Origin of the sequence: Bradyrhizobium sp. 141, assembly GCF_023074055.1 — a bacterium.
Taxonomy (GTDB): domain Bacteria; phylum Pseudomonadota; class Alphaproteobacteria; order Rhizobiales; family Xanthobacteraceae; genus Bradyrhizobium.
On sequence record NZ_JADPKR010000108.1, the window covers coordinates 69,335 to 84,282 of the forward strand.

10 protein-coding genes are annotated in these 14,948 nt (G+C 61.7%); 5 read left to right on the top strand and 5 right to left on the bottom strand.

Annotated features, from left to right (window positions below; translation table 11 throughout):
• Positions 1 to 193 precede the first annotated feature (193 nt).
• The 3 genes from IVA81_RS34040 to IVA81_RS34050 all read left to right on the top strand — a co-directional run bounded on the left by IVA81_RS34040 (position 194) and on the right by IVA81_RS34050 (position 3,474).
• Positions 194 to 1,168 (top strand): tripartite tricarboxylate transporter substrate-binding protein, encoded by a 975-nt coding sequence (locus tag IVA81_RS34040; RefSeq protein WP_246921191.1) that lies wholly within the window; start codon positions 194 to 196, stop codon positions 1,166 to 1,168.
• A 218-nt stretch (positions 1,169 to 1,386) separates the two neighbouring features.
• Entirely contained in the window at positions 1,387 to 1,929 is a 543-nt protein-coding gene (locus tag IVA81_RS34045) for a tripartite tricarboxylate transporter TctB family protein (RefSeq protein WP_247326436.1), read from the top strand.
• A 12-nt stretch (positions 1,930 to 1,941) separates the two neighbouring features.
• On the top strand, positions 1,942 to 3,474 hold the full coding sequence (locus IVA81_RS34050; protein WP_247326439.1) for a tripartite tricarboxylate transporter permease: 1,533 nt from the start codon (positions 1,942 to 1,944) through the stop codon (positions 3,472 to 3,474).
• A 1,994-nt stretch (positions 3,475 to 5,468) separates the two neighbouring features.
• Here the strand turns inward: IVA81_RS34050 and IVA81_RS34055 are convergent.
• Both IVA81_RS34055 and IVA81_RS34060 read right to left on the bottom strand, forming a co-directional pair.
• A complete protein-coding gene (locus IVA81_RS34055) occupies positions 5,469 to 6,662 on the bottom strand; it encodes a CoA transferase (RefSeq protein ID WP_247326441.1) in 1,194 nt (397 codons plus the stop codon).
• Positions 6,663 to 6,779: 117 nt separating this feature from the next.
• Complete coding sequence (locus tag IVA81_RS34060; RefSeq protein WP_247326443.1) at positions 6,780 to 7,082, bottom strand: hypothetical protein; 303 nt, start codon at positions 7,080 to 7,082, stop codon at positions 6,780 to 6,782.
• 199 nt (positions 7,083 to 7,281) lie between these two features.
• Between IVA81_RS34060 and IVA81_RS34065 the strand changes: the two genes are divergently transcribed.
• The gene (locus IVA81_RS34065; protein ID WP_247326446.1) at positions 7,282 to 9,651 is read left to right on the top strand and encodes a M10 family metallopeptidase C-terminal domain-containing protein; all 2,370 of its coding nucleotides are present in this window, start codon (positions 7,282 to 7,284) and stop codon (positions 9,649 to 9,651) included.
• A gap of 562 nt (positions 9,652 to 10,213) precedes the next feature.
• On the opposite strand, the gene IVA81_RS34070 is transcribed toward IVA81_RS34065, so the two are convergent.
• The 3 genes from IVA81_RS34070 to IVA81_RS34080 all read right to left on the bottom strand — a co-directional run bounded on the left by IVA81_RS34070 (position 10,214) and on the right by IVA81_RS34080 (position 13,488).
• Positions 10,214 to 11,176, bottom strand: coding sequence for a UDP-glucuronic acid decarboxylase family protein (locus IVA81_RS34070; protein ID WP_247326447.1), 963 nt, complete (start codon positions 11,174 to 11,176; stop codon positions 10,214 to 10,216).
• Positions 11,177 to 11,326: 150 nt separating this feature from the next.
• On the bottom strand, positions 11,327 to 12,076 hold the full coding sequence (locus tag IVA81_RS34075; RefSeq protein ID WP_247326449.1) for a glycosyltransferase family 2 protein: 750 nt from the start codon (positions 12,074 to 12,076) through the stop codon (positions 11,327 to 11,329).
• Between the two features lie 11 nt (positions 12,077 to 12,087).
• A complete protein-coding gene (locus IVA81_RS34080) occupies positions 12,088 to 13,488 on the bottom strand; it encodes a capsule biosynthesis protein (RefSeq protein WP_247326451.1) in 1,401 nt (466 codons plus the stop codon).
• A 158-nt stretch (positions 13,489 to 13,646) separates the two neighbouring features.
• Between IVA81_RS34080 and pseG the strand changes: the two genes are divergently transcribed.
• Positions 13,647 to 14,741, top strand: coding sequence for a UDP-2,4-diacetamido-2,4,6-trideoxy-beta-L-altropyranose hydrolase (gene pseG, locus IVA81_RS34085; protein ID WP_247326452.1), 1,095 nt, complete (start codon positions 13,647 to 13,649; stop codon positions 14,739 to 14,741).
• The last annotated feature ends 207 nt before the right edge of the window (positions 14,742 to 14,948 follow it).

Below are 14,948 nucleotides of genomic sequence, written 5' to 3' on the forward strand. Positions count from 1 at the left end.
TCCGCCCCTCCTCACGCGAGCAGCGACTCGCTTGTAACGCAATCGCGCGGGACTTGCCTTATTCCAAAGTCATAACCGGGATGACGTCGGACGGCTTGAACTTAGTCCAATTCGCCAGCACAATGGGTGTTGAATTCATCTCTGAATTTCCAATCCAAACAAGAGCATAGGGAAGACGCACGTGGGACATGGAATGAAGGCCGCAATGGCGCTTGCGGCCGCGCTGTGCGGCACGCCAGCTGTTGCGGGCTGGGAGCCAGCAAAGCCGGTCGAGATCGTGGTGGCGGCGGGCGCGGGCGGCGCGTCAGACCAGATGGCGCGGATGATGCAGGCCGCGATCCAGAAGAACAATCTGATGAAGCAGCCGATCGTCGTCTCGCTCAAGGGCGGCGCCTCGGGTGCGGAAGCGCTGATGTACATGAAGTCCAGCGAGGGCGATCCGAACAAGGTGCTGATCGCCTATTCGCTGATCTACATGCTGCCGCTGTCGGCGAAGATCCCGTTCAACTGGCGTGAGCTGACCCCGGTTTCGGTGGTCGCGCTCGACCAGTTCGTGCTCTGGGACAACAGCGCGGGCCCCAAGACGGTGAAGGAGTTCGTCGCGGCCGCGAAGGCCGCGAGCGCGCCGTTCAAGATGGGCGGCACCGGCTCCAAGCGCGAGGATCACGTGCTGACCGTCTTCCTCGAGCAGAAGACCGGCGCGAAGTTCTCCTATCTGCCCTACAAGTCCGGCGGCGAGGCCGCGACCCAGCTGGTCGGCAACCACACCGAAGCCAACGTCAACAACCCCTCAGAAAATCTCGAAGTCTGGCGCGCGGGCCAGGTGCGTCCGCTCTGCGTGTTCGACAAGGAGCGCATCGCCTACACCAGCAAGGTGACGGAGACGCAGTCCTGGGCCGACATCCCGACCTGCAAGGAGGAGGGGGTCGACGTGCAATATCTGATGCTGCGCGCGATGTTCCTGCCCGGCAAGGTCACGGCCGAGCAGCAGGCGTTCTATGTCGATCTCTTCCACAAGGTGACGCAGACCGCGGAGTACAAGGAGTACATGGAGAAGCAAGCGCTGAAGCCGATCTTCCTCACCGGCAAGGACATGGTGCAGTTCCTCGAGGAGGATGATGCGCAGAACAAGTCGCTGATGACGGAAGCCGGATTCGTCGCGAAGTAGCCGTCTGCCTCTTCTCCCTCGCCCCGTTCTTACCGGAAGAGGGTTGGGGTGAGGGGCCCTCTGCGCGAGTCGAGCCCGTGGAGAGAGCCCCTCACCCGGCGCTTCGTCATCGCCGAAGCTTTGGCTTCGGCGTTCCAAAAACGGCCGCGGATGCGGCCTCAGCCTCTTCCCGCAAGAACGGGTAGAGGCTGACAATTCCCAGCTGTGCACCAGAGCTCATGTCCCAAACCGATCTAGAAATCGTCGTCGACGATCCGACCGCGCCTGAAGACGACTCGCCCTCCGTCGTCTCCTCCGGCACGATCGAGATCGTCGTCTGTCTCCTGTTGCTCGCGCTGGCCGTGACGCTCGGCTACGACAATTGGCGCACCGGCGCGTCCTGGGATTCGACCGGGCCCGAACCCGGTTATTTCCCGTTCTATCTCTCGGTCATCCTCGGCGGCGGCAGCCTCTACGGCCTGATCGTGTCCCTGCTTGCGCGTCGTACCGCGTCCGGAACCTTCGTCACGCGCGCGCAGGCCCGCCGCGTGCTGGCGGTATTCGTGCCGACGCTGCTGTTCTGCCTGGTGATGCAGTTCCTCGGCCTCTATGTCGCGAGCTTCCTCCTGATCTCGGGCTTCATGCGCTTCGTCGGCAAGATCGCGCTGTGGAAGTCGCTGCTCACCGCCTTGCTGTTCACGGCGATCATGTTCGTCACCTTCGACATCGCCTTCGACGTCATCATGCCGAAAGGGCCGCTCGAAGCGGCCTTCGGCCGCTAGGCGGAATTTGCGATGGAAGCTTTCGGTCTCCTGCTTCACGGTTTTGTCGTTCTGCTGACGTGGAAGACGGTCCTCCTGATGATGGTCGGGCTGGTGCTCGGGATCTTCGTCGGCGTCCTGCCGGGGCTCGGCGGCCCCAACGGCGTTGCGATCCTGCTGCCGCTCACCTTCACGATGGATCCGACCTCGGCGATCGTGATGCTGTCCTGCATCTATTGGGGTGCGCTGTTCGGCGGTGCCATCACCTCGATCCTGTTCAACATCCCCGGCGAAGCCTGGTCGGTGGCGACCACATTCGACGGCTATCCGATGGCGCAGCAGGGCAGGGCGGCGGAGGCGCTGACCGCGGCGTTCACATCCTCTTTCATCGGCTCGCTGGTCGCGGTGCTGCTGATCACGTTCCTTGCGCCGATGATCTCGTCCTTTGCGTTGAAGTTCGGCCCGCCCGAGTTCTTCGCGGTTTATCTGCTCACCTTCTGCTCCTTCGTCGGATTGGGGCGCGAGGCCAAGCACAAGACGGTCATCTCGATGTCGCTGGGCTTGCTGCTGGCCGGCATCGGCATGGATACCGTGTCGGGCAATCTGCGCATGACCTTCGGCTCGCCGGAGCTGCTCCGCGGCATCAACTTCCTGGTCGCCGTCATCGGCCTGTTCGGCATCAGCGAGATCCTGCTGACCATGGAGGAGCGGCTGGCGCTGCGCGGACATGCGGCGAGCATTTCGCTCCGCGTCGTGCTCGGCGTCTGGAAGGATCTGCCGAAATACTGGGTGACGCTGCTGCGCTCCTCCTTCATCGGCTGCTGGCTCGGCATCACCCCGGGCGGCGCGATCGCGGCCTCCTTCATGGGCTACAACCTTGCCAAGCGTTTCGCCAAGGATCCCGAAAGTTTCGGCAAGGGCCGCATCGAAGGCGTGTTCGCGCCGGAGACGGCGGCACATGCCTCGGGCACCTCGGCGCTGCTGCCGATGCTGGCGCTCGGCATTCCCGGTTCGGGCACCGCGGCGATCCTGCTCGGCGGCCTGATGGTGTGGGGGCTCAATCCGGGCCCGCTGCTGTTCGTCGAGCACAAGGACTTCGTCTGGGGCCTGATCGCCTCGATGTATCTCGGCAACGTCGTCGGCCTCGTGCTGGTGCTGACGACGGTGCCGATCTTCGCCTCGATCCTGCGCGTGCCGTTCGCCGCGGTGGCGCCGATGATCGTGGTGTCCTGCGCGATCGGGGCCTATGCGATCCAGAACGCGATGTTCGACATCTGGCTGATGCTCGGCTTCGGCATCGTCGGCTACGTCTTCAAGAAGATCGGCATTCCGCTGGCGCCATTCACGCTGGCCCTGGTGCTTGGCAACCGTGCCGAGGATGCTTTTCGTCTGTCGATGATCGGCTCCGGCGGCGACCTCAAGGTGTTCTGGTCGAACGGCCTGGTCGGCTCGATCACGACGCTGGCGATCGTGCTGCTGTTCTGGCCGGTCATCGACGGTCTTCTGAGGCGCTTTGGGCAGACGCAACGGGCAAGAACTGGGTTGCAGCAACGTTTAGACCAATAATGTTCCCCGCGGTCTCAAGGGCCTGGTATCCAAGCTGGTTTCCTAGCGGGTTGGCGCGAATCACGCCGTCGGGATATCGAGGCATGTTCCGTTGAAGTCATATCTCTTGGAAAGTCGCTAGGTTTTATGATGACCGGAGGTTGTGTTGAAAAAACGGTAGGTCGGTTCCAGCTTCGCAGATCTCGTTTGCTATAGCCCTCGCGAAACCGAACTTTGTGTTGCGAGGGAACTCTACGGGCTTCGTCGAAAGTAAGTCTGCCTGGTCGCTCCTAGTGTAGATGGGCACGAGGGGTGTATGCCATTGGGCGATGAGTGCCCCACAGGCGCTACATGAGAATTGCCCGGTCTCCGGCCTTGCTGACGATCTTAAGGACCGTCGGTAGACGGACCGACACCCCGGGCAGACCATCTCGGAGATATTTCGACTGGCCATGTTGAGGTTTGCTCTGACTGGCAAGTAGGTATTCGAAGGAGATTATGGTGATAAAAGCAGGCGGTCAATTCCTGCCGCTGGTTCGCCGCTCCATCGCTCTTTCGGGCTCCAGCCAGTTTCTCGACTTTGGACTTTCGTAAGCGTACTATCGACGGGTACATTCTCTGTTCTGACGGAGCTTGATTCGTCATGCCTGAAGCGGTTCTCTTGTTACTAGCTATCGGAGCCGTGGCACTCGTGATGATCGCTTTTTGGGGATTGCATCGGCGCATTTGATTTCTCTGCTGCGGATCAGAGAGAGTGCGGCGTCGGCTTTCTCACTAGCAGAATGCGGCGGAATTGCTGACTAAGGGAATGATCCCGTCGTCTTCTTTCTGTGTTAAGTTCGTTCGACGGCCACGATCAGCATAAGTCGATCCAATGCAGGAAGTATTTTTCCAGCTTTCCGGTTCGCTGCCACGGTGGGCAGTCTGTGCGCTTTTGGTCGGCCTTCTTGCCTCATCCTGCGTGAGCTCAAGCGATACTTCCTCCACTCCAAAGATTGCAACTGGTGCTCCGTGGGCCCGAGACCTGAATGAGCCGCCGCCAAGTCGCCCGCCGGCAGTTAGACCTGCTCAAGACTCGGTAAATTCGGCAACCAGTACTTCGCGTTAGTCGATCACGTGCTCCAAGTTTAGGGTGGTTCAGACCGGTCGGCCGGGGAGCTGCGAGTCCTGGGGTGTGAACTGGGGCTTTTACAGTCCATTTGTCGACTTGAAGTCCTGCTCGCGGGCGCAGGTGCTTGTCCGCGGCCTTGAGAGGACGACGAAACGTCTTTGAACCAGACGAGGTATCTTCAATCGGATCAACAAATCCAATTCCGGGGAAGAGACGGCGGCTGTGCGTCTAGCTACGACTTCAACTTTTCGAACGGCCGCCGCTATTCGAACAACTATGACGCCCCTGGCTTCTACTGAGATCCCCAGCAGTTTATCGACGCGCGGGTGGGAATCAACGGCAAGGTCCGTGGTCTGGCAGGGTGGCACGGTACTTAGTGGAAAGACGCTGGATTCCGATCAAACAGATACCAGCGTGTGTATGCATGCACGTGCTTCCTGGACCCTGTGCTTGTCCTGACAATATTCCAAAGAGTCAGTTTCTGATGTATCTAGTTGTAGGCAATCTTTGCGTATTTCCCAAAGGGAAGTCAAATGACGTCTAAATTGCTGCAACGTTGGCGGGCCCGACGCTTACCATTGGTTTGCCCGCGATGTCTTGAGAGAGCCTCCAAGAGTTCATTCGCGAGAGGGCGATGGTTGCTCCAGGGCGAGGAATTATCTTGCGAACGTTGTGGAAAGTCCGCCGACGTTGCCGGATGGCGGCTCGCGGCCGATTACGTGCTGCGGCCTTCAGAAAGATTCTCAAATCCGTTCCCGGACGTGTTTCGATGATTGGGAGGCAGTTAGACCGACCGATCAACTTGGCCTGTTTTAGCCGCTTGCCGCCGGCATGCTACAATTGCCTTGCACATATCGTTCAACAAGCTCGCGAGTGATCGTTCTCCGAGAGGAGGCTCGTTACTTTACACCACTCTGTGACGCCTAAGTTCCACGATCTCGTCTGCGTCGAAGCCAAGCTCCTTCAGCACCTCCTCGGTCTGTTCGCCGAATTCCGGCGGCCGGGCCACCATCCTACTCGGCGTACGCGTTAGCGTCACGGGTTGGCCGACCAGGCGGATATGGCGGCCCTCGTCGTTCGGCACGTCCTGCGCAATGCCGAGATGCTTGACCTGGGCGTCCTCGAACATCTGGTCGATGGCGTAGATCGGCCCGCAGGGCACGCCGGCCTCGTTGAGCTCGCGGACCCAGGTTTCGGTCGACTTCGTCACCGTGCGCTTCTCGATCTCGGCGTTGAGCGCGTCGCGGTTCTTGGAGCGGGAAGGGGCCGTCGCATAGTCGGGATGGGTATAGAGATCCGGTGCGCCGATCGCCTGGGCGCAGCGCTCCCAGATCCGCCCGCCCGTCGTGGCGATGTTGATGTAGCCGTCCGAGGTCTTGAACACGCCGGTGGGGATGCTGGTCGGATGGTTGTTGCCGGCCTGCTTGGCGACCTCCTGCTCCATCAGCCAGCGCGCGGCCTGGAAATCGAGCATGAAAATCTGGGCCTGCAGCAGCGAGGTCTGCACCCACTGGCCCTTGCCCGAGACCTCGCGCTCGAGCAGCGCGGTGAGGATGCCCATGGCGCAGAACAGGCCGGCCGTCAGATCGGCGACGGGAATGCCGACCCGCATCGGGCCTTCGCCCGGTGCCCCGGTGATCGACATCAGCCCGCCCATGCCTTGCGCGATCTGATCGAACCCGGGCCGCTTGTGATAGGGCCCGTCCTGGCCGAAGCCGGAGATGCTGCCGTAGACGATACGTGGATTGATCTTGGCGAGACTCTCGTAGTCGATGCCGAGCTTCTTCTTCACGTCGGGCCGGAAATTCTCGACCACGACGTCGGCCTTGGCGGCCAGGCGCTTGAACACGGCGAGGCCGCGCTCGTCCTTCAGGTTCAGCGTCATGGCCCGTTTGTTGCGATGCAAATTCTGGAAATCGGATCCTCGGCGCGGGCCGCCCGGCTGCTCGCCGCCGGCGTCCTCGGTCAGCGCATCGATCTTGACGACATTCGCGCCCCAGTCCGCCAGTTGCCGCACGCAGGTGGGCCCGGAGCGGACGCGGGTCAGATCGAGCACGGTGAAGCGCGACAGGGCTTCCGAGGCATGCGGAAAAGGCATCTTGAATGGCTCCGGGACAGATTGCGGGCCTACCATAGTGCCGTAAGATCATGCGACAAGCCCGGCCCGGCGCCGATGCAGCCTGCCGAAATGCCATGCCTGATGCGGTCCCTGAGATCAGCGCGAGAGGCGCTTCAACTCCGCGCGCGCCTGTTCGGCGAGGGGGTCATCGCCGTGACGTGCGATGAAGAGCTCGAAGGCCTCCCGCGTTCCCTTGCGGCGAGCGGCTTCGTATTCCTCCGCCACGGCAACGGCGGGATCTCGGGCCATCGGCATGGAGGGGGCGCGTCCCGCCTTGCCGTTCTCGTCCGCATTGGCCTTCTCCACCATGACGGGCAGTCCTCCGAAGGGTTGATGATCCCGTCCGGCGAGCGCGGTCAGGGTGCCAAACAGGCCGGCCAGGAGTAAGCTTCGCTTCATGAAACCCCCGCAAACCACAGGTGCCGCGGGAACAGAGCTCTTCTACGGACCCGTATGACTACGGAACTTGATGGCTAACACGGTCTTATGGAAGGGGCGCGGACGTCGCGACGCAATTTAAACCAAACGTTTAACTCTCAAGCTAGAATCATGTGCTTCCGTCCCGAATCGCACGCGATGCGTTGCTCTGGAGAGTCCATTGGCTACCGCTGTTAATGTCAGTGCCACCAACAACGCCGAGATCGACGGCCTGCTATCGGGCTACAAATGGTCCGGCGCGATTACCTATAGCTTTCCCGACGCAGCCAGCGACTACGCCAATCCCTATTACGGCGGCAACAGCGAGCCGACCAAGTCGGGCTTTGCATCGGTGCCCACGCAGATCCAGGCGGCGATCAATTACGCGATCGGGCTGATCCTCAGTTACACCAACGCCGATATCCAGTACGCGGGCACCAACGGCGCCGACATCATGATCGCGCAGTCGCCGGCGGCCAATCCGACCGCCTACGCCTACTATCCCGGCAATTATGCATCCGGCGGCGACGTCTGGTTCGGCACCCAATACAATTTCTCGCTGGCCAAGCTCGGCAATTATTACTTCACCACCGCGCTGCACGAGCTCGGCCATGCCGTCGGCCTCAAGCACAGCCAGGAGACCGGCGGCCCCGCCAACGTCGCGGTGCCGAGCGCGCATGACGACAGCGAATACACCGTCATGAGCTATCGCAGCTATGTCGGTGGTTCGACCACGTCCGGCTACACCAACGAGGCGTACGGATATTCGCAGACCTACATGGCCAACGATATTCTCGCGCTCCAGACGATGTACGGCGCGGACTTCACGACCCAGAACGGCGGCACCGTCTACACCTGGAATCCGACCACCGGGCAGGAGTTCATCAACGGCGTCGGGCAGCTCGCGCCGGGCGGCGGCGCCGCCGGCTCGGCCAACCGCATCTACGAGACCGTCTGGGACGGCGGCGGCGTCGATACCTACGACCTCTCGAACTACACGACGAACCTGAGCATCGACCTCAATCCCGGTGCCTCGTCGGTGTTCTCCTCCGTGCAGCTGGCCTATCTCGGCGACGGCCATTACGCGTCGGGCAACGTCTACAACGCCTATCTCTATAACGGCGACGCTCGCTCCTACATCGACAACGCCACAGGCGGGTCCGGCAACGACACCATCATCGGCAACGCCATCGCCAACACGCTGAACGGCGGCTCGGGCAACGATACGATCACCGGCGGCGGCGGCAACGACACCATCATCGGCGGTGCCGGCAGCGACACCGCGGTGTACGCGGGCAGCCGAGTGAATTACGGGGTCTCGTACAATTCGGCGACCCAGACCTTCGCGGTGGCTGATCTGCGTTCCGGCTCGCCTGAGGGGACTGACACCGTGACAGGAACTGAGTATTTTCAGTTCGCCGACGGCAGAATTGCAAGCGCCAACCTGATCAACGCTACGATCGAAGCGGTCGGGTCGACCAGTTTGGTGCAGACGGGAGACAACTTCTACCTTGACGCAATCAGCACGGGCAGCGGGCCCATCCTGAAGATTTCCGGCTCGCCGGTCAGCGCCATTGGGTGCGGCACCTGGGCGCCCATCGCAGCCGAGCAAACCGCCAGCGGATATGATGTGGCCTGGAAGGACTCGGTGTCAGGCCACTACACGGCCTGGAGCACGGACAGCAACGGCAACTATATCAGCAATATCGTTCCCGAGGTGACGGGTACGAATGCGTCGTTTCAGTCGCTCGAGACCACCTTCCATCAAGACCTCAATGGTGATGGCAGCATCGGTGTTCTCGCCCAAACTATTGAGGTGCAGGGCTCCACCAAGTTGGTGCAGATGGGAGATAACTTCTACCTTGACGCTATCAGCACGGGCAGCGGGCCCATCCTGAAGATTTCCGGCTCGCCGGTCAGCGCCATTGGGTGCGGCACCTGGGCGCCCATCGCAGCCGAGCAAACCGCCAGCGGATATGATGTGGCCTGGAAGGACTCGGTGTCAGGCCACTACACGGCCTGGAGCACGGACAGCAACGGCAACTATAACAGCAATATCGTTCCCGAGGTGACGGGTACAAATCCGTCGTTTCAGTCGCTCGAGACCACCTTCCATCAAGACCTCAATGGTGATGGCAGCATCGGTGTTCTCGCCAAAACTATTGAGGTGCAGGGCTCCACCAAGTTGGTGCAGATGGGAGATAACTTCTATCTTGACGCTATCAGCACGGGCAGCGGGTCCATCCTGAAGATTTCCGGCTCGCCGGTCAGCGCCATTGGGTGCGGCACCTGGGCGCCCATCGCAGCCGAGCAAACCGCCAGCGGATATGATGTGGCCTGGAAGGACTCGGTGTCGGGCCACTACACGGCCTGGAGCACGGACAGCAACGGCAACTATAACAGCAATATCGTTCCCGAGGTGACGGGTACGAATGCGTCGTTTCAGTCGCTGGAAACCACCTTTCACCAAGACCTCAATGGTGATGGCAGCGTCGGTGCGGGCGGCGCGTCATCTGCCGCGAATCTCCTGGTACACTTCTTGATCTACTGAAGTGCGTTATGAACTTTGCGTCTGTCGTAGCGTTCCGGTCGAGGAAGAGATGAACGCGTGGACGTCCCAAGCCTCTCGAGCTCCCACGTTGCTGCTGGTCCCGGCCGTGCTGGTGCTGACAAGGGCGACCGCGCGATACTTGTGAACGGCACTGCGTGAGCAGGTTCTCGAAGCGGGCATTTGACACCCGACGAACTGGCTGAACGTCGCCCGGGGACAGCAGCAGGAGCAGCAGGGATGCCGCCGCGGAAATCCCGTGAGTAGTCGCTCGTAGGATTCGGAGAAGAACCCGATCCACAGAAGCCGAGGACGAAATAGCCGAAGCAGAAGGGGGGGACAAACAGCAGGAGGCGGCGGAGAAGCCGATCGCAACGATGGCTGTGATCCATTGGAGAGCCAAAAGGTCGCGACCTCAATCAGCGACAAGGAGGCGATGGCCCGCTTTGCAGCAACACAGGGTCCTCAGCCCAGCTTTCGATTCAGAGGTGCGCAAAATCGCTGATGATGCCGGGCGGTGCTCTCTTGCCGAAATTCGCTGCGGACGCTGAACTTGCGAGCGGGATCAGGCGACGTCGAGCGAGTGCTTGAAGTAGGCGATCGTCTCCTTCAGCCCGTCTTCGAGCGCGACCTTCGGCTCCCAGCCCAACGCCGCCTTTGCCTTGGTGAGGTCAGGCTGACGCTGGCGCGGATCGTCCTGCGGCAGCGGCTTGAACTCCAGCTTGGAGCGCGAGCCCGTGAGAGTGATGACCTTCTCGGCGAGCTCGCGAATCGTGAACTCCGAATTGTTGCCGATGTTGATCGGGCCGGTAACGTCTTCCGCGGTCGCCATCAGCCGCATGATGGCCTCGACGAGGTCGTCGACATAGCAGAACGAGCGGGTCTGCCCGCCATCGCCGAACACGGTGATCGGCTCGCCCTTGAGCGCCTGGACGATGAAAGACGACACCACGCGGCCGTCATTGGGCTGCATGCGTGGTCCGTAGGTGTTGAAGATGCGTGCGACCTTGATCGGCAGGCCATGCTGACGCCAATAGTCGAAGAACAGCGTCTCGGCACAGCGCTTGCCCTCGTCGTAGCAGGAGCGGATGCCGATCGGATTGACGTTGCCCCAGTAATCTTCGGTCTGCGGATGGATCAGTGGGTCGCCATAGACCTCGCTGGTCGAGGCCTGGAAGATGCGCGCCTTGAGCCGCTTGGCGAGCCCCAGCATGTTGATGGCGCCGTGCACCGAGGTCTTGGTGGTCTGCACGGGGTCCCGCTGGTAGTGGATCGGCGAGGCCGGGCAGGCCAGGTTGAAGATCGCGTCGACCTCGATATAGAGCGGGAAGGTGACGTCGTGCCGGACCGCCTCGAACAGCGGATTTGCGATCAGATGGGCGATGTTGCGCCGGCTGCCGGTGAAGTAGTTGTCGACGGACACCACCTCGGCCCCCGTCTCGAGCAGCCGCTCGCACAGGTGCGACCCGATGAAGCCGGCGCCTCCGGTCACGAGGATGCGGCTGTTCTTGTAGCTTTCAAAGGGCATGATCGGTTCCAGATGTCTGCGGCTGAGCGCGCTGAGTGGTATCGGCAACGGCCGGCCTCGCCAATAGCCAAATGGCTTGGTACCTAAATACCGTTACTGTGCATATGGTTGTTTCGCTTTTTTGTGGGCTCGTCCGGCAGGCGCCGGCGGCTAGAACTCCCGCCGCTTCAGCCAAGCCCTCGCGCCCCAATGGGCAAAGCACCAGGCCGATTTGGGCAGGGAGAGCTGTTCGACATTGCGATAGATCTGCCAGACCCATTTGGCGGAGCGCACCGGGCGGCTGGAGACCGAGGAACCCCTGACGCGATAGCGTGCAAGATCCTCGTTGAGGCCGTGGGCGGTGTGGCCGGGCTGGAGGATCGAGAGCCACAGGCAGAAATCGTCATAGCCCTCGTTCTTTATCGCGATGGGGCCGGCGATCTCGCGATCGACCATCGCGGTCAGCGTCGCGATCGCGGTGTTCTTCAGGAGCTGATCATAGGTCAGTGAGGCCGGCACCTCGATTAGACGTCCGGTGACGGTGTTGGTCTCGTTGATGCGGCGGAACGCGGTGTAGCTGAGGACGGCTCGTTTTGCCTGCGTGAAGGCAAGCTGCCGCTCCAGCTTCTCGGGCAGCCACAGATCGTCGCTGTCGAGGAAGGCGAGATAGCGGCCCTGGGCGGCCTCAATCGAGGCTTGGCGCGCCAACGCCGGCCCGCCGTTCTTCGGCATCCGGATCAGCTTGACGCGCGAATCGCGTGCGCCGATCTCGGAGATGATCTGCGGTGTCCTGTCGTTCGAGCAGTCGTCGGCGATCAGGAGCTCCCAATCGGCAAAGGTCTGGCTCTGCACCGAACGAATGGTCTCTTCGATCAGGCCTTCGACGTTCCAGGACGGTGTGATGATCGAGACGAGCGGCATGATGGGTCCGTTCAGTTCACGCGGGTCGGCTCGGCGATTGCCGCGCGCAAGGAGGCCGCAAACGTGTCGAGCAGCTTGGGATCGCTGATATAGAGCTCGCCCGGATAAGACCGGCGCCAGGCAGACTCGAAATAAGGGGCGCCTTTGGTCGGATCGAACGGCCCGACGGAGAGCGCCTCGCGCAGCCGCGCGGGCACGTCGGCCAGACGGTCGACCGCATAGACCAGCGGACAGGAGCGGTAGAACGCATCGCCCATCACCACCACCGGCTTGCCGAGCAGCAGCGCTTCGGCACCCGACTTGCTGTTGACGGAGATGACCGCATCGGCGCGGTTGAGCACAGTGTAATTGTTGGTCTGCGGCGGCAGCAGCACGAAATTGTCGAACCGGCGCGCCAGCTCGAACAGGCGGTCGGCCGAGATTGCGCCGATTTGGGCGGGGTGTTCTTTCACCACTAGCACATGCGAGTCAGGGATCGTCCGCAGCAGGAAGTCGACGGTCGCGACCTGGTCGAGATAGTCCGGCGAGCGCAGCGTCAGCGCCATGTCGGCCGGAACGTGAAACGGATAGTAGATGAAGGGCGCCTCGGGAATTGGCTTGTAGAGCTTGCGCAGCCGCGTCGCATTGAGCGCCATCGCGGCGTGCACGCGGGCGTGACGCAGATTGTGCCCGAACTCCTGGTGCTTGCCGAGTGCGAACTGGTCCCACAACTTTTCGCTGAGACGGCGGGCGTTGCGCAGGTTTACGACCTTCTTGAAGGCCGCCGAATAATGATGCTGGTCCTTCTTGGGGATGACGATCGCCCGCTGCGTCAGCGTGTCGTCCAAATAGGTGCGCACCTCCGATGACACGGCGTCCGCCGGCGCCGGCATCACGTCGGGCGCTCGAAGCGTGTCGGGGGTGAAGTACATGCGGCCGCGAAAGAACGAAGGCTCGATGAACCAGCTGCGGATGTTGCGGCGCTTGGCGGCGTAGAAGCTCGCGAGTACCGAGAGAAAGCCGCCCAGTTCCTGCACCAGCTCGGCGCGCTTGCCTTGCCTCTCCAGCCGGTCGAGCACCGTCTCCATCGCATGGGCATAGATCATGAAGCGCCGGCGCAGCGCGACGGTATCACGGATGCCGAAGGTGAAGCGCTCGTGGCTGAACAGGAAATTGGTCCCGTCGAGCCCATAAGACGCGACGCGCGTGTCGAACGCCTTGCGGTCATCGGGCGAGGGGCCAGCCTTGAGGCCCTCGCGATACATGTTCGTGACCGGCACTCCCTCCGCAGCCGACATCTCCGCGCTGCGATCGTCGAAGGCAAGCAACTCGATGTCATGGCCTGTGGCGCGCAATCGCTGTGCGATCGGAACCCAGAACCGGGTCTGGTATTCCGCGAGAGTCGTGATCAGGACTGTTTTGTCGGCGGGCATAATTAGGGCAGGGTTACTCGGTTGCGGTTTCCGCATATAGAAGCCTGCGCGATTGCTCAAGGGCGATTGAGCGGGGTTCCGCCATTGAATCGTGCTAAGAGTGCCATAAACCGGGCTGTCGGAAGTCCCGGACAGGAGAGAAATACTGGCTCGAATTCATGGATAAAACGGTCGTCTTTCGCGCCGATGCATCGGTCGAGATGGGGCTGGGTCACCTGACGCGGTGCCTTACGCTTGCCAATGCACTCGCAGGCAGCGCGGTTAGATCATTCTTCCTCATGCGCGGTCATGCTGCCGGCCTTGTGCAAATGGTCGAACGGGCGGGACACGCGGTCCGGCTTCTGCCTGACCCGGCCGAGCCGGCCCCGGAGCCCGGCGGTAACGCCGTCCCGCACGCGCATTGGCTGCCGACGACATGGCAAAAGGACGCTGAACAGACGTGCAGCGCCTTGGCGGAGATCGGTCGGGTCGAATGGCTCATCGTCGATCACTACGCGCTCGATATCCGATGGGAACGCGTCTGCCGGCGCGATGGTTTGCGTATTCTCGTCATCGATGATCTCGCTGACCGCGACCATGATTGCGAGGTGCTGCTCGATCAGAATCTCGTATTCCAAATGGAGGTGCGCTATCGTGACCGCGTCCCAGCTGCCTGCGTGCAGTTGCTCGGGCCGGGATACGCGATGCTGCGGCCGGAGTTCGCCGAGCAGCGCGCACTCCTCACCCCGCGAACCGGTAAGATTGGCCGCATCTTAATCTGCTTCGGCGGCTCCGATCCGACTAACGAGACCGCGAAAGCGCTGACGGCGATTGCAATCCTTGCAACGTCGCAGCTTGCCGTTGACGTCGTGATCGGCCCGTCCAATCCGAACACAGGTTCGGTCCATGCGCTTTGCCGACAAATGCCGAACGTGGCGCTGCATCCAAGCTCGAGCAACATTGCGGAGTTAATGCGGCGTGCCGACCTGTCGATCGGAGCGGGAGGTGTAATGAATTGGGAGCGCTGCTGCCTGGGTCTACCCGTGCTAGCCCTCGATATTGCAAAAAACCAGGTGCCGTCGCTGACGAGGTTGGCACAGGCGGGAGCGCTTGTCCATCTCGGTTCCGGGGCCATTGTATCGGCAGATGATATTGCCGCTGCGGTAAAAGCGCTCGCGGCGGACCGGGCACGGGCCAGGCGTCTGGGCGAAGTTGCAGCGACGCTCGTTGACGGCGACGGAGCGGAACGCGTCTGTCGCGCGATTTTTTCCTGATTTTGCTAGGCAAAGCAAGCCCGAGATGCGGCCGGTTCGGTTGACTAATTGGCGATGCGCGCCTATGTGGGTGCTGCTTTCGGGCTCGCATTGGGGCGTTTCGAGTACGTTCGGCTTTGAAACCGAGGCCGGGTTTTGGCTAAACAAGCGAGCGGGCTGGGTCGCTGTCTTAGTGCAGTGGCGCCGCGACCCGTGGGTGTCAGGAGC

Excerpts from the sequence above, each read along its gene's own strand:
- IVA81_RS34045 (WP_247326436.1), top strand. The coding sequence starts at position 1,387 with ATGTCCCAAACCGATCTAGAAATCGTCGTCGACGATCCGACCGCGCCT.
- IVA81_RS34050 (WP_247326439.1), top strand. The coding sequence starts at position 1,942 with ATGGAAGCTTTCGGTCTCCTGCTTCACGGTTTTGTCGTTCTGCTGACG.
- pseG (WP_247326452.1), top strand. The coding sequence starts at position 13,647 with ATGGATAAAACGGTCGTCTTTCGCGCCGATGCATCGGTCGAGATGGGG.
- IVA81_RS34060 (WP_247326443.1), bottom strand. The coding sequence starts at position 7,082 with ATGAAGCGAAGCTTACTCCTGGCCGGCCTGTTTGGCACCCTGACCGCG.
- IVA81_RS34080 (WP_247326451.1), bottom strand. The coding sequence starts at position 13,488 with ATGCCCGCCGACAAAACAGTCCTGATCACGACTCTCGCGGAATACCAG.
- IVA81_RS34040 (WP_246921191.1), top strand. The coding sequence starts at position 194 with ATGAAGGCCGCAATGGCGCTTGCGGCCGCGCTGTGCGGCACGCCAGCT.
- IVA81_RS34070 (WP_247326447.1), bottom strand. The coding sequence starts at position 11,176 with ATGCCCTTTGAAAGCTACAAGAACAGCCGCATCCTCGTGACCGGAGGC.
- IVA81_RS34075 (WP_247326449.1), bottom strand. The coding sequence starts at position 12,076 with ATGCCGCTCGTCTCGATCATCACACCGTCCTGGAACGTCGAAGGCCTG.
- IVA81_RS34055 (WP_247326441.1), bottom strand. The coding sequence starts at position 6,662 with ATGCCTTTTCCGCATGCCTCGGAAGCCCTGTCGCGCTTCACCGTGCTC.